Below are 26499 nucleotides of genomic sequence, written 5' to 3' on the forward strand. Positions count from 1 at the left end.
CTCGCCGTGCACTGTAGGTGACATAGCCACTCGATTGCACGGAAAATGCGGCAAAGGGTATGGAACCATGCTGGTCCTCGGCATTGAAACGACTTGCGATGAAACCGCTGCAGCCGTCGTCCAGCGGCGCCAAGGTGGAGCTGGCGAAATTCTCTCGAATGAGGTGATGAGCCAAATCGCCGAACATGCCGCCTATGGCGGTGTCGTCCCAGAAATCGCCGCGCGGGCTCATATCGATGTCATCGACCGGCTGGTCGAACGTGCGCTCGATGTCGCCGGAGTTCGGCTGGCCGATCTCGACGGCATCGCCGCCGCCGCAGGCCCAGGCCTCATCGGTGGCGTGCTGGTCGGCTTGACCACCGCCAAGGCCTTGGCCCTGGCAAGTCGAAAGCCTTTCCTGGCGATCAACCATCTCGAAGCCCATGCCCTGACGGCGCGATTGACCGATGAGCTCGCCTTTCCCTATTTGCTGCTGCTGGTCTCCGGCGGTCACACTCAGCTCGTCGCGGTCAAAGGGGTCGGAGATTATATCCGGCTTGGCTCGACCGTCGATGACGCCGTGGGGGAAGCTTTCGATAAGGTCGGCAAATTACTGGGGCTTGCCTATCCCGGCGGGCCTGAAGTTGAAAAATTGGCGGCGGAAGGCAACGCCACGCGATTTGATCTTCCGCGTCCCATGCTTGGCCGCCAGAAGCCAGACTTCTCCTTATCCGGGCTAAAAACCGCCGTCCGGCTCGAAGCCGAACGCGTTGCCCCTTTGACGTCGACCGATGTCGCCGATCTTTGCGCCTCGTTTCAGGCGGCGGTGGTCGATACGATCATCGATCGTTGCCGCGCGGGCCTGCGTCTGTTTCGGGAAACCGTCGGGCAGCCAACGGCGATGGTGGTCGCGGGTGGGGTCGCCGCCAATAATGCGATACGTCGTTCCCTGATGCGCTTCTGTGGGGAAGCTGGGCTGCGTCTCGTTCTGCCGCCCGGACATCTTTGCACCGATAATGGGGCGATGATCGCGTGGGCGGGTATCGAACGACTGTCGATGGGCCTCGTCGACGACCTGACCTTTGCGGCCAAGCCGCGCTGGCCGCTCGACGCCAACGCCGAGGCCGCGCATCACGGCAAGGCATGACCCATTAGCGGGTCAGTTCCTTAAGCCCATGCAGTATTAAATCGGCAGCCGGCGCGCCTTCACCGAGCGCGGCAAGGGCCGCTCCCACGGCGACGGCGGCTTGCGGGCGTCCGTAACCGAGATTGACGAGAGCCGAAAGCGCATCATGGGCCGCGCCGACCGGCTTGACCCCCAGTCCGTCGAACTCGGCTGGAATGCCGCCGACGCTCAGGGCAGCGCCCTTGTCCTTGAGTTCCGCAACGATCCGCGCCGCAAGCTTGGGTCCGACCCCTGGTGCCCTGGCGATAGCCGCCTTGTCTTGGCTCGCGATCGCCCGCGCTAATTCGGCGACGTCCAGAACGGTTTGCACCGCGAGGGCAACTTTGGCGCCGACACCCTGAACCGATTGCAGCAAGCGGAACCAATCGCGTTCGGCGTCCGTCAGAAACCCAAACAGCTTTATTGAATCTTCCCGCATCTGCGTTTCAATTGCGAGCGTCGCGGCTTCTCCCGCTTGCGGCAGCTTCATCAAAGTGCGGCCGGAACAGTGCACGACATAGCCGACGCCATGCACATCAAGGATGATGAAATCCTCGCCTTGCGAGTCGATCGTGCCTTTGAGCTTGCCGATCATTTGGGACGAGCGGAGTGGAGTCTTGGGAGGTTGCGTTTATACCGAAGCCTTGGCCCGGCGCCAATGTCCGAATGGTTTTGGTCGCGCCTCGGCTTGATTTTCACTTAGGCGCCGCCGACCGATTGCAGATTGCGCGCCCAGAGACGGACCCGCGCATGGGTGATAGCAACAGCCAGGGCATCGGCCGCATCCGCGCCACGCGCTTCGCTGCCGGGCAGGAGCATTTTGACCATCATTGCAATTTGCGCCTTTTCTGCATGGCCATTGCCGACCACCGTCTTCTTGACGAGATTGGCCGCATATTCGGCGACCGAAAGCCCCGCAAGGGAAGGAACGACGAGCGCGATCCCGCGCGCCTGGCCGAGCTTCAACGCCGACTGAGGGTCGCGATTGATAAAGGTTTCCTCGACCGCCGCCTCCGAGGGTGCGTATTCAACGATGACAGCGGCCAGGCCCTCATGCAGCGCCCGCAAGCGTTCGGCCAGCGCGGCCCCATCGTTCGACCGGATGTTGCCGCTCGCCACATAGGATAGGCGCGTGCCAAAAACTTCGATCACGCCCCAGCCCGTGGTCCGCAGACCGGGATCGATTCCCATGACGCGAACCCCTGAGCCCTGCATACCCCCGCCCCGCCATGAAAACCGATAAAGAGCCTGTCCAAGTGGCGCGCGGCAAGAAGATCAACCGCAACAGGGTTGAAGCCTACTCCAAAAGCATGCGTTTCAGAAGTTCGATCTCTTCCGAAAATGTTCCATCCGCCGTGACCAGACCTTGAATCTTGCGGACCGCATGAAGGACGGTCGTATGGTCGCGGCCGCCGAACCGTCGGCCGATTTCCGGCAGCGAGCGTGGGGTCAAGACTTTTGAAAGATACATGGCGATCTGGCGCGGCCGCACCACGGCCGCGGTTCGCCGTGAGGACAGAATATCGGCCCGGCTGACATTGAAATGGCTCGCCACCAGCTTCTGGATGTCCTCGATCTTGACCTTTTTCGGTTCCGGGGTTCGCACCAGGTCGCGAATGGCAAGTTCGGCCGTTTCCATCGAGAGAGGGGCGCCGTTCAAGGAAGAATGCGCCAGCAGTCGGTTGACGGAGCCGTCGAGGTCCCGGCCATTGGTCTGAACGACGCTTGCCACATAGGCGACGACGGCAGGCGGAACTTCGAAAGTTGGATGCACGAGTTTGGCCGCGGATATGCGGGCTTCGAGAATCTTCGTGCGCAGCTGTTCGTCGAGGCCGCCGATTTCGATGCAGAGGCCGCCCGCCAGACGGGAGCGAACTCGTTCTTCGAGGCTTTCCAGATCGCCCGGAGGCCGGTCGGCCGCTATCACGATTTGCCTGCGCGCATCAATCAGCGAATTCAAGGTGTGGCAGAATTCCTGTTGAATCGACTTGCCTTGCAGGAATTGAATATCGTCGATAACGAGAACATCGATCGCGCGCAGCCGCTCCTTGAAAGCGATCGACGTTTGCGCCTTGAGGGCCGAGACGAAGCCGTACATGAACCGCTCGGCCGTAAGATAAATGACTCGCCGCTTGGCAGAAGAGGCTGCGTGCGCGACGGCTTGCAGAAGATGTGTCTTGCCGAGCCCTACGGACGCATGGAGATAGAGCGGATTGAAGAGGAGGGGATCGCCGGAGGCGGCGAATGCGACCCGAAGCGCCGCGGCATGGGCGAGCTGATTGGAAGCTCCGACCAGAAAATTCGAGAAATTCAGGCGGCGGTCCAAGGGCGAACCGGCAAGGATGTCGGCACTCCCGCTCTCCGTCGACCCGGACCTCTTTAACGTCGAAAGCGTTGTGTCCGAATGGGCCATGGGCAATGCGCACGGGCTCGGCGTTTCACTTCGGCTTCGCAGCGAGTCAGAGCCGATTCCCGGACTCAAGTCCGGGTGGTCGCCACCCGCGCGGGAAAACATCGGACGCGTCGACGAGCGGACATTGATCGAGATCCGCTTGATCCCCGGAAATTCGGTCGCCAGCGACGCAAAAATCCTGTCCGCATAGTGAGATTGGATCCAGCTCTTCAAAAACTTTGTCGGCACTGAGAGAAGCGCATCCTGGTCCGACAATGCATCGAGTTCCAGGCGTCCGAACCAGGAAGAGAAAACTTCATCACCGAGCTCCGCGCGCAAGCGGCGGCATATCCGCATCCATGCTTCTTCTTTGGTGGCGACACTGCTCGGAGCGACGGTTTCATCATCATTTTTTGGCTTGGTGATCTGTCTGCGCGGATCCAGCATCGGTGATCTTCTTCAGGAATCGAGGCAAAAAAACAGCGGCCGTTAAAATGACGGCGCCAAAAAACGTGCTGATGACGTGAGAGTGGAATGCGCGAATCTAATCGCGGACGCGAGGGCGATGCCGGGTTAGCGCGGAATAGGCTTTTTGAACGCGCTTGGTCCGCTCACATTCGGTTGCAGGAAGCTGAGCAGGCGGACATTGGACAAAAGCCTTCACGGTCGTAAATCCCCCTTGGCTCCGGCACTAAGCCTCCGAAGCTTGTTTACGTCAACTCCAAAAGAAATCTTTCAATCCTGTGCGGCTATACCACCGCGTATACTACTACTCCACGCACACAGGAAGGTCTCGCGCAGAATTACTTCGGCTATGACCTTCGGCATCGTGTTTACGTAAGGTTAATACACGCCAAAATCGCGCTATTACACGCTGGACGCTCGAACAAACCGGAAAACGCACAGGAGGTCCGCCATGAACTCTTGAGTGAGCCAGATCCAGACCGGAATGAGACTGTAGCATAGGCAAGGCACTTCGCAAGCGGCGTTTAAAGAAAAAGTGACGAAGTGACGTTCCTCGACACAAACACGGCGACCCAACGAGCTTCTATAACCACCTGATTTCGCGGTCATCCCTTGAACCTCGAAAGGGTCGGAACGGGGATATCCGAGCCGTCCAAAATCGTCACAAAAAATTTTCATTTCGGCCCCGCGAGAACGAAGCAACCCCGCTCGTCCGCACGACGTCACGTAGCTTTAATGACAAGCCATTGAGTCCGATGGAAAATGGTTGAGCGATCATTGCACTGAAGAGTGCGAGCGAATTCGCGTCTTCTCAATGAAAAAAAAGGCCCGACACGCGCCAGGCCTTTGGGAACTTTTTCCAAGACTACTAATTCAGCGGTGCTGGATTTTATTTGCTCAGTGCGTTTACTCGCAGGCTTAGCCGTGAGACTTTTCGCGCTGCCGAATTCCGATGCACTATTCCTTTCTGTGCCGCGCGCATAACGACGGGTTGCGCAACGAGCAAAGCGGCGGCGGCGGCCTCGCGGTCACCGGCGGCGATCGCTTCTTCGACCTTGCGCACATAGGTGCGCATCTGGCTGCGCCGTGACCGGTTGACCTTGGTCCGGCGTTCAATCTTGCGGACGGCCTTTTTGGCCGAAGTGGTATTCGCCATTAAAAATGTCCTGGGTAAGGGTCCCTGCGGAATGGCTTCTCTATAGAGAAAGCCGGTCAGGCGTAGCCTGAAAGGTGGCGCTAATAATCATGAACCAATCAATTCGTCAACGTTTGATGTCTGGGACGCAACTCCCGCCCGAGCCTCGCCGCTGCCCCGGGAAGCGCCCAAACCATCTCTAAAGCGCGATCCTCTTTCGCTCACCCCTGTCGAGCATCCTCTAAAGCTTTCATATTTTTTGGAGAGAAGCACCGAAATTCTTGGCATCAGAAATACACTTGATCTGCGCTTTGAAGCAGACAAGTACGGCCCTTATTAGCAATTTGCATTGCGACAAACGATTGGGAAACGCGAGCCCGTTCGATGTTATTTGGTTCGACGATTCAAAAAAAGACAAGGTTGCAGATGCCAAAATATATCAGCCCGCTTTGGAAATGACAGCTAAGCTCATTGCCGGATTCGAATCCCCTCTAGGTATGGAAGTGTTGGCGACCTTAGATTGGCTTCTCCACAAAGAAGGCATTTCGCCGGAACGGAATGCAGTCCGCATGGGTCTTGATGCGTGGGCGGGAGGCCAAAAAGCAGCTGAACGAAAACAACGACTCTTCGATGATCGACTAATCGAATTGGCACTTCAGCGGTTGAGCTCATATAAAGCGCCTTCTACGAGGTGCATTGCCTAAGGGTTCCGATTGCGAGCGTCCATGCCGAATTGGTAAAGCTATATTCAAAGCGGGACGCCGCTCACGCTCGCGGATTGACTTCGTTCCGACCGGCCCTACATGCTTGAGTCTCAGCTGAAGCAAACAGGAGCCGTCCGTGTTTCAGATCGAATTTGTTGGGATGAAGCGCGAGGGAGTCGCGCCCGAAGTCCTCGATCGGATGACGACCGATATGACCGATCTTCCTCACGTGATTGCGCACGCAAAGTCGCTGTTCTCCAATGCCGTGGCCCAGCGAGTCCATAAGCCGCTCCCGCATGGATTTCGAATCCTGGACACGCAAGGGATAGAAGTCGCGCGGTGGAGTATTGACGATTCTTGACGCGCGGTCTCCGGCCCGACGTTCGCATCTCTTTGCCAAGACGCAGGTTTCGATTTGCCTTGTGATGCTGCTTATCGTCGCGGCGGGTCTGGCGCGTGCCGCCGAAGATTCCGGCGAGGTCAAACTGAGGACGCTGCCGCCGGTTACCGCAAGCGTCGCTGCGTTTCCCCGGCTTGTCGCCGGAGCGGACCCGGCTACTGTCGAGCGGATCAATAAAGCCTTGGCGCGCGGCGACGAGCGAGCGCGCAGCGCTGCAACAGACTGTGTCCGCCAGGGCCGAAACCACGGCGCATGGTCCCGCAAAGTTTCGGTCACGATGCGCGGGCCGCATTATCTGAGCTTCGTCGCCGCTGACGATTGGTTTTGCGGCGGCGCCTATCCCGACACCGGCACGGTGGCGCTGGTTTTCGATTTAAGCACGGGCAAGCCGGTCGATTGGGGAAAACTGCTGCCGGAGCTGGTCAAGCATACGGGCACCGACACCGCGGGCGATGGATCGACCTTGGGCACCGTCTCGTCCGACCGGCTTTCAGAGCTCTATAGGGACGCCGCGAAACGGGGCGAAAGCGAACCGGAATGCGCCGACGCCCTTAAGGAAACCGAGCTGAATTTCCTGCTCTGGCCAGATGCGAAGCTGGATGGCTTGGTTCTCCAGCCGACCGGACTCATTCACGCGATTGCCGCTTGCGGCCCCGCGCGTCCGATTGCCTCGGAGACTTTGAAATCCCTCGGCGTCAATGCGGAGTTCATCGCGGCCATCGATACCGCCCATCGACAGGCGGGAAAATAGAGTTCGCGGACGCCAGCTTGCTTCACCGCCCCCTGAGCGCCGCCAGCACCGAGACAGAGGCGCGGCCGTTCGGCGAGAGGCCGGATTTGCTTTGAAAATCGGTGATTGCCTGTTTCGTCTTGGTTCCGATCACGCCATCGGCCTTGCCGTCGAGATCATAGCCGCGCCGCATGAGAAGCGTTTGCATCTCGCGGCGTTCCGCGCGCGACAGCCCCGGATCATTGGTTGGCCAAGCCGCGACGAGTCCATGCTGGCCGCGCAGCCGGTCGGACAAAAGAGCGATCGCCAGCGCATAGGATTCCGCGGCATTATAGGAATAGATCGCATCGAAATTGCGGGTGACGAGAAAGGCTGGCCCGTTGGGGCCGGCAGGCAAAAGCAGGCCCGCGGCCGGGCCGCTGCCGAGAGGTCGGCCGTCGATGCGGGTCAAGCCCCGTGCGGCCCACGACGCCATCGCTTCCTTGCGGGTGCGGCCGGAAGGACCGGAATAATGCTCCGGCAGACGGACCTCAAATCCCCATACGCCGCCGGGGACCCAGCCGCCTTTTCGCAGATAGGCGGCGGTCGAACCCACCGCGTCGGGAACCGAATTGATGAGATCCTTGCGGCCATCGCCGTCGAGGTCCACGGCGGTTCGCAGAAAGGTCGAGGGCATGAACTGGGTATGCCCGAAGGCCCCGGCCCAGGAGCCGTTGAATTGGGCCGGATCAATGTCACCGTGCTGGATGATTTTGAGGGTGGCGATGAATTCGGACCGGAAATAATTCTGCCGGCTGCCGCCGCAAGAAAGGGTGGCGAGCGATTGCACGACCGGACGCGTTCCAAAACTGCGCCCGAAATCCGATTCGACGCCCCAAACGGCGGTGATCGTTGCCTGATCGACGCCGTAGCGGCTTTCGGCCAGAGCCAGCGCCTGACTCCAGCGGCTCATCATGGCGCGGCCGTCACTGACTCTTTCGTCATCAACGAGGCCGGCAAGATAATCCCAAATCGGCGTCTTGAACTCGGGCTGGACTTGCGCCATGGCGAGAACGTCGGGATTGGGCTCAAGCCCCCGCGTCACGCGGTCGAAAGTGGCGGCGTCGACTCCGCTCGCCAGCGCGGTGCTGCGAAGGCCCGCCAGACACTCCGAGAAACCAGCTGCGTTGGCTTCCGGGGCGGAGAGGAGGGCAAGGCTTAAAGTAATGCAGCTCGCGTATTTCGGCATGGTCCGCGCTTTGGTGGTCAGCACAATGGTCCTTCCCTGTTGCTCATCCGATTTCTGCGCGCTGAACCATGCGGGAGCAAAGCAGGGCTGGCAAGCGTGGACCCTGCGGTTTGGCTAGGCCGCGAGCAGACGCTGGACTTCGTTGACTAAGTCTTTGAGGTGGAACGGTTTGGAAAGGACCTTGGCTTGCGGCGGCGCATTATTGTCGGGGTTTAGGGCGACAGCCGCGAAGCCGGTAATGAACATCACCTTAATGTCGGGGTCGAGTTCCGTCGCGCGCCGCGCCAGTTCGATGCCGTCCATCTCTGGCATGACGATATCGGTCAGGAGCAATTCGAATGGCTCCTCGCGCAACCGGTGATAGGCCGACATTCCATTGTCGAACGAGGCCACCACATAGCCGGCGTTCTGGAGCGCCTTGCCGAGAAAGCGGCGCATGTCATTATCGTCTTCGGCCAGCAGGATCTTGTAATTGATGGTAATATACTCGTTCATGGGGGGTGCCTCGCAAGTCGAACCATCAAAACGCCCCCTGGTAAAAATCGAGTGAAAATCGGTTCGTTTTGCTTTAAGCGTTGATTTTTTCCTACCAAGTTGCACATTCGCACCGCCGGAACAGCGCTGGATAGGCTTCGATGTCCCTGACAAATTGGTTGGCTGCCAAGGGTTTCGGAGGTGCGAAGCTCCGGAAGGGAGACTTGATGGAGTCAAAGCCGTCGGACGCAGCGGAACCGCATGAGCCGGAACTCGATCCGCCGTTCGAGGTCTTGGAGCCGGCCCAACTGACATGTCCGCTGGTTTTTTCGTCTCCCCATTCCGGCGACATCTATCCACGCCGGTTTCTGGATTCGACCAAGCTGGACCAGGCGGCGCTTCGCCGGTCGGAAGACGCTTTCGTTGATACTTTATTCGCAGGCGTCACGGCCTTGGGCGCCCCTCTCGTCAGAGCCCGCTTCCCGCGTGCCTATCTCGATCTCAATCGGGAGCCTTACGAGTTGGATCCGCGGATGTTCGATGGCCGGCTGCCCGCGTTCGCCAATACCCGTTCGCTGCGAGTGGCCGGAGGACTGGGGACGATCGCCCGGGTTGTCGGTCAGGCGCAAGAAATCTATGGGGCCCGGCTGCCGGTCAGCGAAGCGCTGGGCCGGATCGAAAAGCTCTACAAGCCCTACCATGAATGCTTACGTCTGCTGCTTGACAGGGCGAGAAATAGCTTTGGCGTTGCGGTTCTCATCGACTGCCATTCGATGCCCTCGGGCGCTCTCCAATTGGGAGCAGCTGGGGTGGTTGGAAAAATCCCGACCGGGCCAAAGCCGGATTTCGTTGTGGGCGACCGCTTCGGAACCAGCTGTGCCGTTGCCTTTGTCGATACCGTGGAGTATGAACTGCGTCGGCTCGGCTACGCGGTGCAGCGGAACAAGCCCTATGCTGGCGGCTTTATCACGGAACATTACGGCCATCCGGCAGGCGACTGCCATGCCATGCAAATCGAAATAAGCCGGGCGCTTTACATGGATGAGCGGGCGGTGCGGCGGGGCGAGAAATTCGATAGGGTCGCCGCCGATCTGACCCAGCTGGCGGGGGCGCTTGCGGAAGCCGCTGCAGGGTTCCGCGACCGTCATCGTGCCGCGGCGGAATAAATAAAGGGGCCGCCTGCGTTACCACAAGCGGCCCAAGTCTAGGGAGGAAACGCCCAAGGAGGGCATCGACGGCAACACCGTTGCCGCATTGCAATAATATGCACGTGCACTGCACAAAAAGCAACCCCTGCTGACCTATTTTTTCGAACGAGCCGGTGACATTCTTGGATCTCGTTTTCTAAGGCTTTGTTTTGGTTAGGTTTATCTTGCTCTCAAAGTCGAGCCTAAAATTGTCTCGATGCCATGGCTCAATCGAAAGTTGAGCTCCGGCGCACTCGACGGCGCCGGCCTTGCATAGCTTGCGGCTAGAGCATGTTCCGAAAAAGTTGACCGATTTTTTCGATCAGAACATGCTCCAACTCGTTGAACTTGAGCGTTTCCTTTTCGATCAGATGATTCCATCTGATCGGGAAGCGCTCTAGGGGAGCGACCCGTAACGAGCGGATTGCCACAACCGCCAATCGGAAAATAACCAGCCATGACCGCCGTGGATTTCGCCGCTTTCGTCGACAAGCTCGCCGATGTGGCAACCGAGACGATTTTGCCGTTCTTCCGCACGGCCCTCTGCGCCGAGGACAAAAATATCGGCGGGATGTTCGATCCCGTGACGGAGGCGGATCGGGCTGCCGAGACCGCCATGCGCCGTCTGATTGAGGCCACCTTCCCGAATCACGGCATTATCGGCGAGGAGTTCGGATCGGTGCGGGCCGATGCCGAATATATTTGGGTTCTCGACCCGATCGATGGCACCAAGAGTTTTATCGCCGGAATGCCGGTCTGGGGAAGTTTGATCGGGCTCTTGCATCAGGGCTGTCCGACCTACGGAATGATGGTCCAGCCCTTCACGCAAGAGCGATTCGTGGGCGATGGACGCCGGGCAAGTTGGCGGGGTCCGGGCCATGATCGGCGGCCCACCGAGCGCAAACTCAAGACCCGCCTTGCACCAAGTCTTGCCAAAGCCACTTTGATGACGACGTCGCCACTGCTCTACACTGAGGCTAAACTTGAGCTGTTTCGCCGGATCGAGGCCAAAACACGGCTGTCGCGGTATGGGGGCGACTGTTATGCCCTGGCGATGCTGGCCGCCGGCCATGTGGATTGCGTAATCGAATCGGGACTAAAGCCCTACGACATCGTGCCCTTGGTGCCGATCATCGAGGGCGCGGGGGGAATCGTGACTTGCTGGGATGGGGGCAGTCCGGCGAAGGGCGGCGATATTGTCGCCTCTGGCGACGCCCGGGTTCATGAGGAAGTCTTGAAGCTGCTGCAGGCGTAGCGCGCTTCGATGACCGACTTCCGATAAGACCTAGAGCATTTTCAAGCGAAGTGGATACCTGTTCGCGTTAAGAAAATGCGACAAAACAAAGGGTTAGAGCTGCTTTCCGATTCCATCGGATCGGAAAGCACTCTAAGTCTCCGAGAGCATGGCCCGGGCTCGAGGCACGGATCATGCTCTCGCGGTGTTTTATCTATCCCATCGCCTTCAAAATGCTGTCGACCATTTTCTTGGCGTCGCCGAACAGCATCAACGTGTTGTTCCGGAAGAACAGTTCGTTTTCGACGCCGGCATAGCCAGAACCCATGCCGCGTTTGACGAAGAGCACGGTTTTGGCGAGTTCGACGTCGAGGATCGGCATGCCATAGATCGGCGAGGACGAATCGGTCTTCGCGGCGGGGTTTGTCACGTCATTGGCACCAATCACAAAAGCCACGTCGGCGTCGGCGAACTCGGGATTGATATCGGTGAGTTCGAAGACTTCGTCGTAAGGCACGTTGGCTTCGGCGAGCAGCACGTTCATATGTCCCGGCATGCGCCCCGCGACCGGGTGAATGGCGTATTTCACGTCGATGCCCTTGGCCTTCAAGACGTCGGCCATTTCCCGCAAGCTGTGCTGCGCCTGGGCCACCGCCATGCCGTAGCCGGGCACGACAATGACTTTTTTCGCGGCGAGCAGGATTTTTGCGGCTTCTTCCGCGGAGCCCTGCTTTACCGGCCGGGTCTCGGCTTCACCGATTCCGGCGGGTGCGGCGGCTTCCACCCCGAACCCGCCAAGGATGACCGAGATGAAGGAGCGGTTCATGCCCTTGCACATGACGTAGGAAAGAATGGCGCCGGATGAGCCGACGAGCGCGCCGGTGATGATCAGGGCCAAATTCGCAAGGGTGAAACCGACGGCGGCCGCAGCCCATCCCGAATAGGAATTGAGCATCGAGATAACGACCGGCATATCGGCGCCGCCGATCGGCACGATGAGCAGAACGCCCAGCGCGAAGGCCACCAACACGATCAGCCAGAAAACCAGATGCGCTTCGGTTCCGATGAAAGCGAAAATGAAGATCGCAAGCAAGATACCGAGACCGATATTGATCGCATGGCGGTTCGGCAGAAGAATGGGGTTGCCGGTCATCCGTCCGTCAAGCTTCAAGAACGCGATCACCGAGCCGGTAAAGGTGATGGCGCCGATCGCCGCTCCAAGCGACATTTCCAACAAGGTCGAGCCATGCATCGAACCGGGGATGCCGAGGCCGAAGCCCTGCGGCGCGTAAAGCGCGCTCGCCGCGACGAGCACCGCGGCAAGGCCGATCAAAGCGTGGAAGAGGGCGACAAGTTGGGGCATCGCCGTCATCTGAATGGTGCGGGCGCGCCATACGCCGATGGAGCCGCCGATCCCAACGGCAAGCACCACCCACAGAAACGAGAAGAATCCCCAGGGCAATTGATAGAGGAGCGTGGTCGCCGCCGCTATCGACATGCCGATAATGCCGAAGCGATTGCCTTGCCGTGCGGTTTCCGGCGAGGACAGTCCCCGCAGGGCGAGAATAAAAAGCACGCCCGAGGTAAGATAAAGAAGGGCTGCGATATTTCCGTTCAACATCGACTCAGCCCTTTTTCTTGAACATGGACAGCATCCGCTCGGTGACGAGGAAGCCGCCAAAAATATTGACCGAAGCAAGGGTCAGGGCGAGAAAACCGAACAGCCGCGCCGTGCCCGCACCGTCGCCGCTATCGGAATTGATGCCGGCCGACAGAAGCGCGCCGACGACAATGACCGAGGAGATCGCGTTGGTCACCGACATCAGCGGCGTATGCAGCGAAGGTGTCACCGCCCAAACGACATAATAGCCCACGACGACGGCGAGGACGAAGATCGCCAGTCTGAAAACGAACGGATCGATGGCTCCGCCACTGGCAGCCGCGGCGCCTGCGGCAAGCTGGTCGGCATAGGCCTGCGCGGTTTCGGCTGCATGCCGCGCCGCCTGGGCCGCGGCCTGTATCTTTTCCATCAAGTTCGGATCGACTTCGACTGCCATCTCATGCCCTCCTGCATAGTTTTTGTTGATTGAATTCCCGAATTACGTCGCGGCTTGAAAGTTTGGATGCACGAGCGCTCCGTCCTTGGTGAGCAAGGTTGCCTTGACGAGTTCGTCATCCCATTTGATCGCGAGCGTCTTGGTTTTTGGATCGATCATGGTTTCGATGAAGGCCAACAGGTTCTTTGCGTAAAGCGCCGAAGCTGTGGCGGACAGACGTCCCGCCACATTCAAATTGCCGACGATCTTGACACCATTTTTTGTGACGACCAGTTCACCGGGTTTTGACAATTCACAATTTCCCCCGCGCTCCACGGCAAGATCGACGATCACCGAGCCGGGCCGCATCGAGTCCACCATGGCGGTGGTCAGAAGAACCGGCGCCGCGCGTCCTGGAATCAGCGCGGTCGTAATGACGATATCCTGGGAAGCGATATGGGAAGCGGTCAGCTCCGCCTGCTTTGCCCTATATTCCGGCGACATTTCCTTGGCGTAGCCTGCCGCCGTTTCGGCCTGTTTGAATTCCTCGTCTTCGACCGCGACGAATTTCGCCCCGAGCGACACCACCTGCTCTTTGGTGGCCGGCCGGACGTCCGTCGCGGTGACGATGGCGGCGAGCTTGCGGGCGGTGGCGATCGCCTGCAATCCGGCAACGCCAACACCCATGACAAAGATTTTCGCGGGCTGGATCATTCCCGCCGCCGTCATCATCATCGGAATGACGCGGCCATAATGGGCGGCGGCATCGATCACCGCCAGGTAGCCGGCGAGATTGGCTTGACTGGACAGGACGTCCATCGTTTGCGCCCTGGTGATGCGCGGCATCAATTCCATGGCAAAGGCGGAGACGCCAGCCGCCGCCAAGGCTTTCAGGGCATCGACATGTCCATAGGGGTCCATGACCGCGATCACCACGGCGCCCGGCTTGGCGCCCGCGGTTTCCGCCGCGCTTGGCCGCCGGACCCTAAGTATAATGTCGGCGTCTCGCACGGTCGCAGCGGCGTCGGGCTCGATCTTCGCCCCCGCCGCCACAAATTCCTCATCTAGGATGCCGGATTTTAATCCGGCGCCGGTTTGCACTTTGACTTCCGCGCCGAGTGCGGCAAGTTTCTTGGCTGTTTCGGGCGTCGCGGCAACGCGGCCCTCAGCGGGATCATTTTCGGCGGGGATGGCGATCAGCATGAATGACTCCGGGGAACTCTGGAAGCTTCGACCCAGCCCGATTTGTGTCTTTCGGTCAAGTCATCGCTGACCGCCAGAGCTGGTGTCTCGACCGGCGGGCGGCATTAGCCCCAGAAAAAGGCTAGGAAAGCGAGAACGAGGACCGAACCCGCCACAGCATATTGGATAAGCCGGATAAACATCCGGTAAGTCTTCTCGTGCTCGTCGTAATCCATGCCGGAATGACCTGCGGGTTGAGCATGATTTTCAGCCATTGTGCCCACCTTTGTTGCGGATTTAGTGTCATTGTAGCTTTCGCAATGATTTAATCCCCGCGCAAGAGGGAAAAGCCCAGCGAATGCCAATTTTTTATGCAACTAACGGCTTCTGATTACGCGATAAGGTTTTTCCAACAATGTTTACTCCACACCCGGCGCGATGCGCGCGTGACGCGCCGCCTTAAGTCGGACCTGCCAGACCCGCTTCAGAGAGTGCTTGTTCCTGGCGCCGGCCCAAGGTCTCTGCCGAAAACTTGCCCATCGTTTCATGGAATAATTGATAGAAGTTCAATTTTGCGTCGAGATGAAGGAATGCGCTGCCAAGGCCAATTGCGGCGCGATCCATGAAAACAAACTCGCGCGGCACCAGCACCGGGCCTCTTTTCTTCAAAGCTTGGTGGACCGAGAAGGCCTCCTTGCGGCCATATTGGCCAGGCGCCACCCCGTCGGCGACGCTGCGGACCCGGTTATCGAGGAGCGGCGCATAGATAAAGCGCGCCCAAATGTTCAAGATTTCGGCGAGGTCTTTGGTCAGGCCGCGAAAGCCCCAAGTCTCATAGGCATGGACCGTGCGGGCGAAATCATGCTGCAGCAGCCCCTCGTAGAGGTCCACCACGCCGCCGACAAAGGTCGGCGTAAAAATTCGCACGCAGCCATAATCCAGAAGGTTTATGCCGCGCGCCTCGCCCTCTTCCTCGGTTCCAAAGACCGTGTAGTTGCCGAGGTGCGGATCGCCATGGATGATCCCGAACTGGCTGAACGGAATCCACCACGCCTTGAACATCGCACGGGCGATGCGATTGCGTGACTCTTCTCCGGCTTGCTTGAAGTCAAGCAATTTGCCGCCTTCGAGCCAATCCATCGTCAGCAGCCGGCCGGTCGAAAGTTCCGGCCGCGCACGCGGCACGCGAACGTCCTCGACATCGGCAAGGATCGATCCATACAGCATCATATGCTTGGCTTCACGATAATAATCGAGTTCCTCGCGGACGCGATCGGCGATCTCCTTGGTCATCTCCCTTGTGTCGATCACCGGGTTGAGGCGGCGATGCAAGGCGAATACGACATCGAGCTGACGAAGATCAGCTTCGACCGCTGATTTCATGTCCGGGTACTGCAATTTGCAGGCGAGCGCTGTGCCGTCCTTGGCAACGGCCCGGTGCACTTGACCGAGCGAAGCCGCCGCCGCCGGATGGGGATCAAACGACGCAAAATGCGATAGCCAGTCGGTCCCGAGCTCGGCCTGCATCCGCCGCTTGACGAAGGCCGCGCCCATTGGAGGCGCCTCGCTTTGCAGCTTCTGCAATTCCTCGGCGTATTCCGGCGGCAGAAGGTCGGGGACGCTCGCCATCATTTGGGCGACCTTCATCATCGGCCCCTTGAGGCCCCCCAGCGCTTGCGCCAAGGCCGCGGCATGGGTGCCCCAAGCCCCGCTGCCTCCGATAAGACGGGTACTGGCAATTCGGGCGGCGATCCCGCCAACATTGGCACCAACGCGGGCGTAGCGCGCCGCGCGGGCGGAAAATCGGTTGCCTTCCTCGTCTTTCATGCAGACTCGTTGTTTCTTGAAAATTCCCGCGCATGCGGAGCTGCCTGCTCCTCTAAAGCGGGATGAGGAAAAGTGGAAGCCGGTTTTCCGCCCGCATCCCGCTCTAAACTTTTGGAATCGATCACGTTCATGATTTTGGATTGAGTCAATCCAAAATCATGAACGTGATCTAAGCTGAACCAAGCGCCGCAAGAAGCAAAATTTGTCCCTTCACGGAGACTTGTAGCCTTTCTCGACTTCGATCGCCCCCCTTAAGTTTGAGGCGTTTGCCGCTTTGGCTCTCACAGGTCAACTCCCAGGGCGTGCTGTCGCGGAACCCACCGAGCTCCGACTCGCTGAATCCAGCAATCTGCTCGTCGATAAGTCCCATTCCCAACTCCTGGCAATATCGCGTCCATTTTTTATGAATCCATTGACAAACCCGTTATGCCAAGTCGCCAACGGCGGTCTTGCCAAAAGAAGCCTGGCGGGCGAAAAGCCGGCATGCTCCACATCAACGACATCACATTAAGGCTCGGGCCGCGGGTTCTCTTCGACAAGGCGACCGCGGCGCTCCCCGACTTTGCCAGGGTCGGCATGGTCGGCCGCAATGGCGCCGGGAAGACGACACTGTTTCGAATGATCGCGGGGGAGCTGGCACCGGAAACGGGGTCCATCTCCATCCCACGCGCGATGCGCCTCGGGCGAGTCGAGCAAGAGGCGCCGGGCGGCCCGCAGAGCCTGATCGATTTCGTGCTGGACGCGGATGTCGAGCGGGCACGCCTGATGGCCGAAGCCGAAGCCGCGACCGATCCGGCCCGCATCAGCGAAATTCAGATGCGCCTCGTGGATATTCTGGCGCATGCGGCGCCGGCCCGCGCGGCACGCATTCTATCGGGTCTTGGCTTTGACGAAGCCGCCCAGCAGCGCGCGCTGTCTGAATTCTCGGGCGGCTGGCGCATGCGCGTCGCGCTCGCCGCCGTGCTGTTTTCCAGCCCGGATCTCCTACTCCTCGACGAGCCGACCAATTATCTCGATCTCGAAGGCACGCTGTGGCTGATCGATTATCTCCAGCGCTATCGGGCAACCGTCCTGGTCATCAGCCATGACCGCGATCTGCTCGACGCGGTATCCGATCATATCTTGCACCTCGATCAGGCCAAGCTCACCCTCTGGCGCGGCAATTATTCAAGTTTCGAGCGGCAGCGGCGCGAGCAGCAGGCAATCTTGCTCAAACACAAGAAGAAGCAGGATGAGCAGCGCAAACATCTCCAATCCTTCGTCGATCGCTTCCGCGCCAAGGCGACCAAGGCGGCTCAAGCGCAGTCACGCCTGAAAATGCTGGCGCGCATGGAGCCGGTGACGGCGATCGTCGACGGACATGTTTTGCCGTTTCACCTGCCCTCGCCGCACAAGCCATTGAGTCCTCCGATCGTCGCGATGGAGGATGCCAGCACGGGATATGGCGAAGAGCCGGTGTTGCGGCGCCTTTCGCTGAATATTTCCGACGATGACCGGATAGGTCTTTTGGGTGCCAATGGGAATGGCAAATCGACCTTCGCCAAGCTCGTTGCCGGACGGCTCAAAGCCCTCAGCGGCACGGTCCGCCGCTCTTCAAAACTAGAAGTTGGTTTCTTCGCGCAGCATCAGGTCGACGATCTCGACGAAAAGGCGACGCCCTATCAATGCGTCGCCGCGCTCATGCGCGAGGGCACGGAGGCCAAGATCCGCGCGAAATGCGCCCAACTCGGTTTTCCCAATGTGAAAGCCGACACCAAGGTCGAGCAATTGTCGGGCGGTGAAAAAGCCCGGCTTCTTCTCGGCCTCGCCAGCTTCAAGGGGCCTCATCTTTTGATTCTCGACGAACCGACCAACCATCTTGATATCGATAGCCGCGCCGCTTTGATCGAGGCGATCAACGATTACCGGGGCGCGATCATTCTCGTGTCGCATGACAGGCATCTGCTCGATGCTTGCGCCGATCGGCTCTGGCTGGTCGAAGAGGGTACGGTGAAAACCTTCGACGGCGACATCGACGATTACAAGAAATATGTTCTCGATCGGGCGAGTGGCGGGAACGGTCGGCAAACCAAAAAGGAACGCGTGGAAGCTCGCCAAACCCCCGAGCGGCGGGAGAGTCCACGGACCGCCAAGGATTTTGTCCAGCTGAACAAACGCATCGCGGCAGTCGAAGACAAGCTGCGGAAGTATCAGGATTTGATCGCGCGCATCGACAAGGCGCTGGCCGACCCGGCGGCCTTCAGCAAGGATCAAGCCAAGGCCGCCGTTTTGGCTGCGCAACGCGGCGAACTCGAACGCGCGCTCCATTCAACCGAAGAAGAATGGCTGAGCCTCACGGGCGAGTTCGAGGCCGCGCGGGCCGAATAGTTGGATTCAGGGGGTGAAAATCGCCGCCGTATTCAATGGACTCGGAACTGCAAAAGCTTCCAGGTTCCAAGCCCGAACAGCATCAAGAGCGAGAGCAACACCAGAATGACGAAAATGCGGGTCAGGAAGTTGAGCTTGATGTTTCGGGTTTGCACTGCCTGCGTTTGAGTTGCAGGACCAGTTGCGGCCGGGGTCGCCGGCGTGCCAAATCCGCTTTGGCGGACACAGACCGCCGCAGCGATCGTATCGGTGTAACTGATCGAAAGCAGACAGCCTTGATGCGAGGGTCTGCCGTCAGCATCGAAGCTTAGTTCGATCCCACGCCGGTCCCCGGCGGAATGGCTCGCCGCGCCGGACTTGATGATCGCACGCTTGGCGGCCAACACGCCTTGAAAGGCCGCCTTGATCGAGGCCTGCTTTAGGCAATAGGCGATCTCGGCTGGCGTAAAATTGGACGCGTAGAATTCGTCGAGCGCATAGTCCTCGGCATCCGGCAATGCCGCGATATTCAAAATTTCAAGACCAAGACCGTTCGGTCCGTCGAGCCCGCCGAAACCTTCCTCGGTTGCGACCGGAGTAATATGGACCAGCGCGCTCTTGCCCTCCGAGAGACTGTTGATCGTGAACCGGGCCTGGTTGGTCATGAAAATCCAAGCGATCGTAAGAGCGTTAACTTTGCTTATCGCCAGAGTTAGCCCATGCCGTCCGTGAAGGAAAGCCCCTGTGGCCAAGGCTTCCCCATGTTTGGTCAATCGCTACCGCGCTCTCCAAAACTCCTCAAAAAATGACTTTTACGCCGCCATAGAAGGAGATCGGCTGCAACGGTGTGACCGTCCGCGGATTTCCGCTGAAGGGGATTGGCGAGGCGAGCTGAGCATCGGTGCCAGTATCGAAGAACGTGCCGTAGGTTGGATTTCTGTTGTTAAAAATATTATTGATCAGCCCGAAGAACTGAACATTTTCGTTCACCTGATAGGAGGCATGAAGATTGGTGACCCAATAAAGTGGCAATTTGGGATTCTGGTTGGCGTCGTCGCCGACCAGATATTGGGAACCGACGATCAGCACATCGGCGCCGAGTTTGAATTGGGGCGTGAAGGCATAGTCTCCGCCGAATTTCAACAAGTGGCGCGGAATGCCCGGGATATGATCGCCGGGCGTTACCAGGACATTGCCGTCCGCATTGGCGAAAGGATTGTTCGGAGAAGCGAGAGCTGCGGCGAACTGATAGGTTGCATCGACGAAGGCGTAATTCACATAGGCAAACAGATTGCCATAGTGGAAGTTTGCTTCGGCCTCGACGCCCTGGCGCAGGGTTGCGGGCACATTGGCGAAATATCCGCGCCCTGTGATCGTGCTGGCGAGCGCGACGATGTCATTGGTGCTGTTGGTACGAAAGAACCCGGCCTTCCAATCGACGCGGCCGGTATCGAACACGGTGTCGCCGCCGCGAAGCCCGGCTTCAAACGTATGCGCCACCACTTGCTGCAACGGGGGGTCGGCGACGAGAGAGTTTTCAAGAAGGCAGGGCCGTTGCGGATTGGCGCAGTCGAGTTCGAGCGGCGTCGGCGCGCGGTTCGCCTCCGAGTAGCCGCCATAGACGGTTACGGTCGGCAATAGCTTATAGGTCAGACCCACCACCGGATTGATTCGCGAAAAACTGTTATTGATATTGAGTTCCGGCGCTTGGCCGGTGACGTCTTCGGTGACGATCTGCGCGATGTTCAGCCGACCGCCGGCGGTGAGCGCAAGCTCCGGCGTAATATTGAAGGTGTCGAGGGCGTAGACGCCGTAATAGGTCGTGTTGCCTGTGAGGTAGGTGGGCACATAGCCGATGCCTCCCAGCGTGCCGATGGTCGTGCCCGAGCCTGCAAAGGGCCCATTGGCGATAACGAAATCCGGGTAAATGTTCCCAAGCTGGCTTGTGGCGTTAAAACTCAGCAGGCTGCGGTCGACGCTGGCGCCGAAGGTTAGGTAGTTCTGATGGCCAAAGAATTTATCATTGTCGGTCGCCTGCAGCGCCGTGCCGAAGGTGGTCGCATGCACGGAGGTTCGATCGATGGTGCCATAGACGGCGGTATCGGAAAAAGGGATCGGGCCGTTGCGATTTGAAATCACGAAGGCGTTTCCATTCGTCACCGCGGGGAAATTGCCGCTGTCGAGGCAAAGAGAGCCGCTGAAACTGTTTGGAATGGAATTATCCGAGCAGTTTTGAATATCGGCGTCATTGCCGTCGGTATGGTGCTGCCGGAAACTCCGCATGTAAAAATTGCTGGCTATCGACCATTGCGGATTGATGTCGAATTTGCCGGTGAAGGCGAGCGAGCCCATTTCATTCAGCGTGATCTGCGGCGAGGTGAAAACGGAGCTTTGGTTTTGCTCGAGGAGCAGAACCGGCGTCGGCCCGATCACGCCGAGCGAGTTGCGGGCCCCCGACGCGATCAAATGAATTTCGTTGCCCGGTGTGCGGTAGCCGAGGTCGCCATAGAGGCGAAACAGCGTCGAGGGGGAAAAAAACCGCCAGCCGCCGTCGTGGGTCGCATCGCCGGTGGCATAAAGGCTGATGTCGTCGATCTGCTTGCCATATTGGAACATTCCGCTGACGCGGCCGAAGGAGCCGCCCATGACCTGCGTCTCAAGCCCTTGCCAGAGGAAACCGTTTTTCATCTGCAGGCTGACCGCGCCGCCGAGCGCATTGAGGCCGAAGATCGGATTATTGGTGAAAATGTCGGCCCGATAGATGGCCTGCGGCGGGATCAGATCCCAATTGACGGTGTCGCCAAAAGCCTCGTTGACGCGAATGCCGTTTTGATAGACGGCAAGGCCTTGCGGGCTGCCTTGCAGCGGCGAGGCGACGAAGCCTCGAAAGCGGAGATCTTGGGAAAATGGATTGCCGTTAATATCGATTGAAACCGCGGCCGGGATGCGTTGCTGCAATGTGTCGGTCACGTTTTGGGAGTTTGTGCGGGCGAAATCTTCGGCCGGCAGGGTCTGGACCATGGCGGGGATGTTATCGCGACTTTCACCCCCGCCGGGCAAAGGCGAGGTCGCAATGACATCGACTTCCGGAAGCGCGATGGGCGCGGCCGGTTCGGCGGTCTGCGCCAAGCCTTCGGTAATGCCAAAAGGCAAAAATGCCGCGCTGAGCCACAGAATTCGCGACAAGTCAGATTTGCGCTGCATTTTTTGCTCGCTGGGTACGGATTAGACGGATCGTTTTCTGCATTTACAAACAAGTGCAAAGATTAGATTTGAAGATTACAGGTCACAATGGACTTTTGCGATCTTTGGAGAAATAGCTCTCGACTGTTGCACCCTTGCACTACAGAAAAACCAGCTTCTTTTTGGAATAGTTCATCTTAAATAATGGAAAAATCCATGCATTTCTTACTCGATCATTGCTTTAACTTCTTGCCGCAGCTAGCCTTCCCCCACGTAGCCGTCTGGCTCCGCTGTGCAGAAGGGTTGACGCGCTCCAACCAATCGGCTAACGAACTCCTTTCCGCCTGAGACGACGTTTCCCGGGGGCTCTTGTTTCGCCCCAGGGTTGCTTTTGCTTTGGCGTCCCACAAGGGCCGGCCTCCACCGGACGTGGGATAGACCCTTGCCGCCCTCCTAAACAGGGGCGGCCTAAAAATGGAGACTGGGTTTTGGCACGTATTGCTGGCGTTAATATCCCGACGAACAAGCGCGTGGTGATTGCGCTTCAATATATTCACGGCATTGGTTCGACGAAGGCTCAGGAAATTTGCGAGAAAGTGAATATTCCCGCCGAGCGGCGTGTCGCCCAATTGACAGATGCGGAAGTCCTGCAAATTCGCGAGACGATCGACCGCGATTATATGGTCGAGGGCGATCTTCGCCGCGAAGTCGCGATCCACATCAAACGCCTGATGGACCTTGGCTGTTACCGCGGCCTCCGGCATCGGCGCCAACTGCCGGTTCGCGGCCAGCGCACCCATACCAATGCGCGCACGCGCAAAGGCAAGGCCAAGCCCATCGCCGGCAAGAAGAAGTAATTCCAAATTCATTGGCTGAAGCTGTTCGCCGCCAAGCGAGCGTAGCCAAACATCGACGATCATCCCGAGCACCTGGCATCACGGGCGCGCTTGAAGGAATTGTATAATGGCAAAAGAGGCTACCCGCGTTCGCCGCCGCGAGCGCAAAAATATCGCGTCCGGCGTCGCCCACGTCAATTCTACCTTTAATAATACGATGGTGACCATCACCGACGCGCAAGGCAACACGATCTCCTGGTCTTCGGCGGGAACAATGGGCTTCAAGGGCTCGCGTAAATCGACGCCTTATGCGGCACAAATGGCGGCCGAAGATTGTGCCCGGAAGGCGGCCGAACATGGCATGCGCACCCTCGAGGTCGAGGTTTCGGGGCCGGGTTCCGGACGGGAATCGGCATTGCGTGCGCTGCAAGCCGCGGGCTTCACGGTGACTTCGATCCGCGACGTCACGCCTATTCCGCACAATGGCTGCCGGCCCCGCAAGCGGCGGCGCGTCTAAGTTCTACGATCCGCGAACGGAAGCCTTTGGGGTTCCGCAAAGCGCTAGATATTTTCGGCCCCAAGGGCCGGTGGGCGCCTTTTGCGCCTTTAGCATCGAAAGAAAGGTCCGGTCGTGATTCAGAAGAATTGGCAGGAGCTTATCAAGCCAAGCAAGCTCGAAGTCGTATCGGGCGATGATCCAAAGCGCATGGCGACGATCGTTGCGGAGCCGCTCGAGCGCGGCTTTGGCCTCACTTTGGGCAATTCCTTGCGTCGTATTCTCTTGTCGTCGCTGCAAGGCGCGGCGATCACTTCGGTGCAAATCGACGGCGTCCTGCATGAATTCTCGTCGATCCCCGGCGTGCGTGAGGACGTGACCGACATCGTTCTCAACATCAAGGACATCGCGCTGCGGATGCCGGGCGACGGACCCAAGCGCATGGTCTTGAAGAAGCAAGGTCCCGGCAAGGTCACTGCCTCTGATATCGGCACCACCGGCGATATTTCAATTTTGAACCCCGATCTGGTGATTTGCACCCTCGACGAAGGGGCGGAAATCCGCATGGAGTTCACGGTCAACACAGGCAAAGGCTACGTCGCCGCGGATCGCAACAGGGCGGAAGACGCGCCGATTGGTCTGATCCCGATCGACAGTCTCTACTCGCCGGTCAAAAAGGTGAGCTACCGCATCGAGAATACGCGCGAAGGCCAAATTCTCGATTACGACAAGCTAACCATGCAGGTCGAGACCAATGGCTCGCTGTCTCCCGAAGATGCGATCGCCTTCTCGGCGCGCATCTTACAGGATCAACTGAATGTCTTCGTGAATTTCGAGGAGCCGCACCGCGTCGAGGCAACGCCTTCGATCCCCGAACTCGCGTTCAATCCCGCGTTGCTCAAGAAGGTCGACGAACTCGAACTGTCGGTTCGCTCGGCGAATTGCCTGAAGAACGACAATATCGTCTACATCGGAGACCTGATCCAAAAGAGCGAAGCGGAAATGCTCCGCACGCCGAACTTTGGGCGTAAATCGCTCAACGAGATCAAGGAAGTGCTGGCGCAAATGGGCCTCCACCTCGGCATGGAAGTCAGCGGTTGGCCGCCGGATAATATCGACGAACTCGCCAAGCGGTTCGAGGAACATTATTGATCTGATAATCCCTCCCTTCCTTACATAAAGGAAGGATTGGAACCGGCCGTACCTTGGCACGGCGGCCGCAAACAACGGAGAACGCCATGTATCACGGACACGCCAAGCGCCGCTTCGGCCGCACCCACGAACATCGCAAAGCGATGTTCGCCAATATGTGCCAAGCTTTGATCAAGCATGAACAGATCGTCACCACGCTTCCCAAGGCAAAGGACTTGCGGCCGATTGTCGAAAAGCTGGTCACTCTTGGCAAGCGCGGCGATCTGCATGCACGCCGACAGGCCATTGCGCAAATCAAGGATCCTGTGCTGGCCGGCAAGCTTTTCTCGGTTCTGGGCCCACGCTACAAGGACCGGCACGGCGGCTACACGCGGGTCTTGAAGGCGGGGTTCCGCTATGGCGATAACGCGGCCATGGCTGTGATCGAATTCGTCGACCGGGATGTCGACGCGAAGGGGCAGGATTCCGGTCCCGTCCAGGTTCGCGAGGAAGAGACCACGGAATAATCCCGCGCTGCGGCGCGACCGCAGCTCGCCGGGGCCAATGCCGGGCGAGCTTCGCCCCCCCCCCGCACAAGATAGCTCGCGCGATGCGCTGTCGCGCTTCCCTGGCCGGCGCGGTTGAATGCCGAGCTTACCTTGATGCCGGGGCGAGATGTCCGCCCCTCGGCATCCCAAAGGGTGGGGAACCAGCTCTAAAATCTCGGGCAAGCCTCTTGCCCTTGCCGCCTGATCCGATACCTTTAGGCCGCTCGTCTCAAGGGGCGGTGTTTTGCCCTCAAGCGCTCCGCTCCCCGCGCAATTATCGATTCAACGAAACCTTTTTAACGTAGCCGTCAAACCCCTGTCGCCCAAGCCGGTTGAAGCGGTGTTATGAGAAAATCCATGGAATCGAAACTTGTTTTAATTCGCGCGGCGAAAATGGCGTCGATTCTGTCGGTTCTGTTCCTCGCCGGACCCTCGCGAGCCGAACCGGTGCGGCAGGTCCCGCAGACTCAAGGCGACGTTCTGTTGTCCTTCGCCCCGGTTCTCAAGAAAGCGCAACCCGCGGTCGTCAATGTCTATGCCTCGCGCACGGAGAAGCGGCCGCGCAGTCCGCTTTTCGACGATCCGGTTTTTCGCCGTTTCTTCGGCGAGGGCGGAAATGGCAGGCCAGGCGGCCCGACGGCTCGCTCGCTCGGCTCTGGCGTCCTCGTCGATCCGAGCGGGCTCGTGGTCACCAATTATCACGTCATCGAAGGCATGACCGACGTCAAGGTGGCGCTCGCCGACAAGCGTGAGTTCGATGCCGAGATCATCTTGCGGGATCAGCGGACCGATCTCGTGGTTCTGCGGTTGAAGGGAGGCGGAAGCTTCCCGGTGATGGAACTCGGCGACTCCGACGCGCTGGAAGTGGGCGACATCGTCCTTGCCATCGGCGATCCGTTTGGAGTCGGGCAAACGGTCACGCAGGGTATCGTTTCGGCGCTGGCCCGCACGCAGGTCGGCATTTCCGATTATGGGTTTTTCATTCAGACCGATGCCGCGATCAATCCCGGCAATTCGGGCGGCGCTCTGGTCGATATGCGGTCCCGGCTGGCTGGGATCAATTCGGCGATCTTTTCTCAAACCGGAAGCTCGATCGGAATCGGCTTCGCGATCCCGGTCAATATGGTGAAAATCGTGATCACCGCCGCCAAGGGCGGAGGAAACCGAGTCCATCGTCCCTGGCTTGGCGCCAGCCTCCAGGTCGTGTCGCGGGAAATCGCCGATTCGCTTGGCCTTGACCGGCCATCGGGAGCTCTTGTCACCGATCTGTCTGCCGGCGGCCCCGCCGTTGAAGCAGGCCTGCGGCGCGGCGATCTCATCGTCGCCATCGACGGGCAGAACATCGACGATCCCGAGAGTCTCGGCTATCGGATGGCGACAAAGTCGCTTGGGGGCGTTGCCTCCCTCAGCTATCTGCGCAACGGAAAACCCGGGGCAGCGTCGGTCAAGTTGACGCCCGCCCCGGAGGTTCCCGCGCGCGATCCGGTCAAGCTCAAGGGCCCATCGCCTTTTTCGGGTGCAACGGTGGTCAATCTCTCGCCCGCAGTCTTGGAGGAAATGTCCATCCGCGGCGTGAGCGACGGCGTCGTGATCGTCGAGGTGGAAGACGGCTCGTCGGCCGCCGCCGTCAATTTCCAAAAGGGCGACGTGATCTTGTCGGTCAACGATGGCACGATCGCGACGACGCGGGATCTCGAGACGGCGGTGCGCGCCAGTCACCGGGTTTGGAAATTGGCGATCGGGCGCGGCGGCGAGGTTATTACCACCATGATCGGCGGTTGATGCCCGAAGGCGGCCCGCCTTTGCAAAGATGAGCTAGGC

26 protein-coding genes and 1 pseudogene are annotated in these 26499 nt (G+C 59.1%); 12 read left to right on the forward strand and 15 right to left on the reverse strand.

From position 1 onward, the window contains the following. The first annotated feature begins 67 nt into the window (after positions 1-67). A complete protein-coding gene (gene tsaD, locus CU048_09120; protein QBR71415.1) occupies positions 68-1126 on the forward strand; it encodes a tRNA (adenosine(37)-N6)-threonylcarbamoyltransferase complex transferase subunit TsaD in 1059 nt (352 codons plus the stop codon). 4 nt (positions 1127-1130) lie between these two features. On the opposite strand, the gene CU048_09125 is transcribed toward tsaD, so the two are convergent. From CU048_09125 to CU048_09140, 4 genes are all read right to left on the reverse strand, one after another. Further along, a complete protein-coding gene (locus CU048_09125) occupies positions 1131-1739 on the reverse strand; it encodes a Holliday junction branch migration protein RuvA (GenBank protein ID QBR71416.1) in 609 nt (202 codons plus the stop codon). A 104-nt stretch (positions 1740-1843) separates the two neighbouring features. Further along, positions 1844-2359, reverse strand: a complete 516-nt coding sequence (locus CU048_09130) for a crossover junction endodeoxyribonuclease RuvC (protein QBR71417.1) — start codon at positions 2357-2359, stop codon at positions 1844-1846. Between the two features lie 82 nt (positions 2360-2441). Next, on the reverse strand, positions 2442-3983 hold the full coding sequence (locus tag CU048_09135; protein QBR71418.1) for a chromosomal replication initiator protein DnaA: 1542 nt from the start codon (positions 3981-3983) through the stop codon (positions 2442-2444). Between the two features lie 907 nt (positions 3984-4890). After that, positions 4891-5157: a 30S ribosomal protein S20 gene (locus CU048_09140; protein ID QBR71419.1), complete on the reverse strand. Its 267-nt coding sequence runs from the start codon at positions 5155-5157 to the stop codon at positions 4891-4893. 341 nt (positions 5158-5498) lie between these two features. Here CU048_09140 and CU048_09145 point away from each other — a divergent pair, with 341 nt between their 5' ends. From CU048_09145 to CU048_09155, 3 genes are all read left to right on the forward strand, one after another. Continuing rightward, a complete protein-coding gene (locus CU048_09145) occupies positions 5499-5840 on the forward strand; it encodes a hypothetical protein (protein ID QBR71420.1) in 342 nt (113 codons plus the stop codon). A gap of 136 nt (positions 5841-5976) precedes the next feature. Continuing rightward, the gene (locus CU048_09150) at positions 5977-6201 is read left to right on the forward strand and encodes a hypothetical protein (GenBank protein ID QBR71421.1); all 225 of its coding nucleotides are present in this window, start codon (positions 5977-5979) and stop codon (positions 6199-6201) included. Continuing rightward, the gene (locus CU048_09155; protein QBR71422.1) at positions 6188-6991 is read left to right on the forward strand and encodes a hypothetical protein; all 804 of its coding nucleotides are present in this window, start codon (positions 6188-6190) and stop codon (positions 6989-6991) included. Before CU048_09150 ends, CU048_09155 begins: the two co-directional genes overlap by 14 nt. Positions 6992-7013: 22 nt before the next feature. Here the strand turns inward: CU048_09155 and CU048_09160 are convergent, their stop codons facing one another. Then, on the reverse strand, positions 7014-8198 hold the full coding sequence (locus tag CU048_09160) for a lytic murein transglycosylase (protein QBR71423.1): 1185 nt from the start codon (positions 8196-8198) through the stop codon (positions 7014-7016). Between the two features lie 114 nt (positions 8199-8312). Further along, entirely contained in the window at positions 8313-8693 is a 381-nt protein-coding gene (locus CU048_09165; GenBank protein ID QBR71424.1) for a response regulator, read from the reverse strand. Positions 8694-8899: 206 nt separating this feature from the next. Here CU048_09165 and CU048_09170 point away from each other — a divergent pair, with 206 nt between their 5' ends. Together CU048_09170 and hisN are read left to right on the forward strand one after the other, a co-directional pair. After that, a complete protein-coding gene (locus CU048_09170; protein ID QBR72799.1) occupies positions 8900-9838 on the forward strand; it encodes an N-formylglutamate amidohydrolase in 939 nt (312 codons plus the stop codon). A gap of 478 nt (positions 9839-10316) precedes the next feature. Continuing rightward, complete coding sequence (gene hisN / locus CU048_09175) at positions 10317-11114, forward strand: histidinol-phosphatase (GenBank protein QBR71425.1); 798 nt, start codon at positions 10317-10319, stop codon at positions 11112-11114. 193 nt (positions 11115-11307) lie between these two features. Here the strand turns inward: hisN and CU048_09180 are convergent, their stop codons facing one another. From CU048_09180 to CU048_09210, 7 genes and pseudogenes are all read right to left on the reverse strand, one after another. After that, positions 11308-12711 (reverse strand): NAD synthetase, encoded by a 1404-nt coding sequence (locus tag CU048_09180; GenBank protein ID QBR72800.1) that lies wholly within the window; start codon positions 12709-12711, stop codon positions 11308-11310. Positions 12712-12718: 7 nt separating this feature from the next. Then, a complete protein-coding gene (locus CU048_09185) occupies positions 12719-13150 on the reverse strand; it encodes an NAD synthetase (protein ID QBR71426.1) in 432 nt (143 codons plus the stop codon). 42 nt (positions 13151-13192) lie between these two features. After that, complete coding sequence (locus tag CU048_09190; protein QBR71427.1) at positions 13193-14332, reverse strand: NAD(P)(+) transhydrogenase (Re/Si-specific) subunit alpha; 1140 nt, start codon at positions 14330-14332, stop codon at positions 13193-13195. Between the two features lie 104 nt (positions 14333-14436). Then, positions 14437-14586 carry an aa3-type cytochrome c oxidase subunit IV gene (locus CU048_09195; protein ID QBR72801.1) on the reverse strand — a complete coding sequence of 50 codons (150 nt, stop codon included), beginning with the start codon at positions 14584-14586 and terminating at the stop codon, positions 14437-14439. Positions 14587-14770: 184 nt separating this feature from the next. Then, the gene (locus CU048_09200; GenBank protein QBR71428.1) at positions 14771-16138 is read right to left on the reverse strand and encodes an ABC transporter ATP-binding protein; all 1368 of its coding nucleotides are present in this window, start codon (positions 16136-16138) and stop codon (positions 14771-14773) included. Positions 16139-16191: 53 nt separating this feature from the next. Then, positions 16192-16314, reverse strand: a pseudogene (locus tag CU048_09205) (SAM-dependent methyltransferase). Beyond that, complete coding sequence (locus CU048_09210; GenBank protein QBR71429.1) at positions 16308-16508, reverse strand: hypothetical protein; 201 nt, start codon at positions 16506-16508, stop codon at positions 16308-16310. Before CU048_09210 ends, CU048_09205 begins: the two are co-directional and overlap by 7 nt. Positions 16509-16621: 113 nt before the next feature. Between CU048_09210 and CU048_09215 the strand changes: the two genes are divergently transcribed. Further along, the gene (locus CU048_09215) at positions 16622-18505 is read left to right on the forward strand and encodes a glycosyl transferase family 1 (GenBank protein ID QBR71430.1); all 1884 of its coding nucleotides are present in this window, start codon (positions 16622-16624) and stop codon (positions 18503-18505) included. 32 nt (positions 18506-18537) lie between these two features. Here the strand turns inward: CU048_09215 and CU048_09220 are convergent, their stop codons facing one another. Then, positions 18538-19149, reverse strand: coding sequence for a hypothetical protein (locus tag CU048_09220; protein QBR71431.1), 612 nt, complete (start codon positions 19147-19149; stop codon positions 18538-18540). 133 nt (positions 19150-19282) lie between these two features. Further along, positions 19283-21688, reverse strand: coding sequence for a TonB-dependent receptor (locus CU048_09225; GenBank protein QBR71432.1), 2406 nt, complete (start codon positions 21686-21688; stop codon positions 19283-19285). 467 nt (positions 21689-22155) lie between these two features. On the opposite strand from CU048_09225, the gene CU048_09230 reads away from it, so the two are divergent. From CU048_09230 to CU048_09250, 5 genes are all read left to right on the forward strand, one after another. Further along, positions 22156-22524 carry a 30S ribosomal protein S13 gene (locus CU048_09230; GenBank protein ID QBR71433.1) on the forward strand — a complete coding sequence of 123 codons (369 nt, stop codon included), beginning with the start codon at positions 22156-22158 and terminating at the stop codon, positions 22522-22524. Positions 22525-22630: 106 nt separating this feature from the next. Next, entirely contained in the window at positions 22631-23020 is a 390-nt protein-coding gene (locus CU048_09235; GenBank protein ID QBR71434.1) for a 30S ribosomal protein S11, read from the forward strand. A gap of 114 nt (positions 23021-23134) precedes the next feature. Further along, positions 23135-24151: a DNA-directed RNA polymerase subunit alpha gene (locus CU048_09240; protein ID QBR71435.1), complete on the forward strand. Its 1017-nt coding sequence runs from the start codon at positions 23135-23137 to the stop codon at positions 24149-24151. Positions 24152-24237: 86 nt separating this feature from the next. Next, positions 24238-24657: a 50S ribosomal protein L17 gene (locus tag CU048_09245; GenBank protein ID QBR71436.1), complete on the forward strand. Its 420-nt coding sequence runs from the start codon at positions 24238-24240 to the stop codon at positions 24655-24657. A gap of 366 nt (positions 24658-25023) precedes the next feature. After that, positions 25024-26460 carry a serine protease gene (locus CU048_09250; GenBank protein QBR71437.1) on the forward strand — a complete coding sequence of 479 codons (1437 nt, stop codon included), beginning with the start codon at positions 25024-25026 and terminating at the stop codon, positions 26458-26460. Positions 26461-26499 lie beyond the last annotated feature (39 nt).

This window comes from Beijerinckiaceae bacterium (assembly GCA_004564215.1).
In the GTDB taxonomy this organism is placed as follows: domain Bacteria; phylum Pseudomonadota; class Alphaproteobacteria; order Rhizobiales; family Beijerinckiaceae; genus Methylocapsa.

Coding starts and splice junctions, on each gene's coding strand:
- CU048_09245 (QBR71436.1), top strand. CDS start 24,238: ATGTATCACGGACACGCCAAGCGCCGCTTCGGCCGCACCCACGAACAT.
- CU048_09195 (QBR72801.1), bottom strand. CDS start 14,586: ATGGCTGAAAATCATGCTCAACCCGCAGGTCATTCCGGCATGGATTAC.
- CU048_09160 (QBR71423.1), bottom strand. CDS start 8,198: ATGCCGAAATACGCGAGCTGCATTACTTTAAGCCTTGCCCTCCTCTCC.
- CU048_09140 (QBR71419.1), bottom strand. CDS start 5,157: ATGGCGAATACCACTTCGGCCAAAAAGGCCGTCCGCAAGATTGAACGC.
- CU048_09250 (QBR71437.1), top strand. CDS start 25,024: ATGAGAAAATCCATGGAATCGAAACTTGTTTTAATTCGCGCGGCGAAA.
- CU048_09235 (QBR71434.1), top strand. CDS start 22,631: ATGGCAAAAGAGGCTACCCGCGTTCGCCGCCGCGAGCGCAAAAATATC.
- CU048_09200 (QBR71428.1), bottom strand. CDS start 16,138: ATGAAAGACGAGGAAGGCAACCGATTTTCCGCCCGCGCGGCGCGCTAC.
- CU048_09190 (QBR71427.1), bottom strand. CDS start 14,332: ATGCTGATCGCCATCCCCGCCGAAAATGATCCCGCTGAGGGCCGCGTT.
- CU048_09125 (QBR71416.1), bottom strand. CDS start 1,739: ATGATCGGCAAGCTCAAAGGCACGATCGACTCGCAAGGCGAGGATTTC.
- CU048_09130 (QBR71417.1), bottom strand. CDS start 2,359: ATGCAGGGCTCAGGGGTTCGCGTCATGGGAATCGATCCCGGTCTGCGG.
- CU048_09165 (QBR71424.1), bottom strand. CDS start 8,693: ATGAACGAGTATATTACCATCAATTACAAGATCCTGCTGGCCGAAGAC.
- hisN (QBR71425.1), top strand. CDS start 10,317: ATGACCGCCGTGGATTTCGCCGCTTTCGTCGACAAGCTCGCCGATGTG.
- CU048_09215 (QBR71430.1), top strand. CDS start 16,622: ATGCTCCACATCAACGACATCACATTAAGGCTCGGGCCGCGGGTTCTC.
- CU048_09185 (QBR71426.1), bottom strand. CDS start 13,150: ATGGCAGTCGAAGTCGATCCGAACTTGATGGAAAAGATACAGGCCGCG.
- CU048_09225 (QBR71432.1), bottom strand. CDS start 21,688: ATGCAGCGCAAATCTGACTTGTCGCGAATTCTGTGGCTCAGCGCGGCA.
- CU048_09220 (QBR71431.1), bottom strand. CDS start 19,149: ATGACCAACCAGGCCCGGTTCACGATCAACAGTCTCTCGGAGGGCAAG.
- tsaD (QBR71415.1), top strand. CDS start 68: ATGCTGGTCCTCGGCATTGAAACGACTTGCGATGAAACCGCTGCAGCC.
- CU048_09170 (QBR72799.1), top strand. CDS start 8,900: ATGGAGTCAAAGCCGTCGGACGCAGCGGAACCGCATGAGCCGGAACTC.
- CU048_09210 (QBR71429.1), bottom strand. CDS start 16,508: ATGGGACTTATCGACGAGCAGATTGCTGGATTCAGCGAGTCGGAGCTC.
- CU048_09135 (QBR71418.1), bottom strand. CDS start 3,983: ATGCTGGATCCGCGCAGACAGATCACCAAGCCAAAAAATGATGATGAA.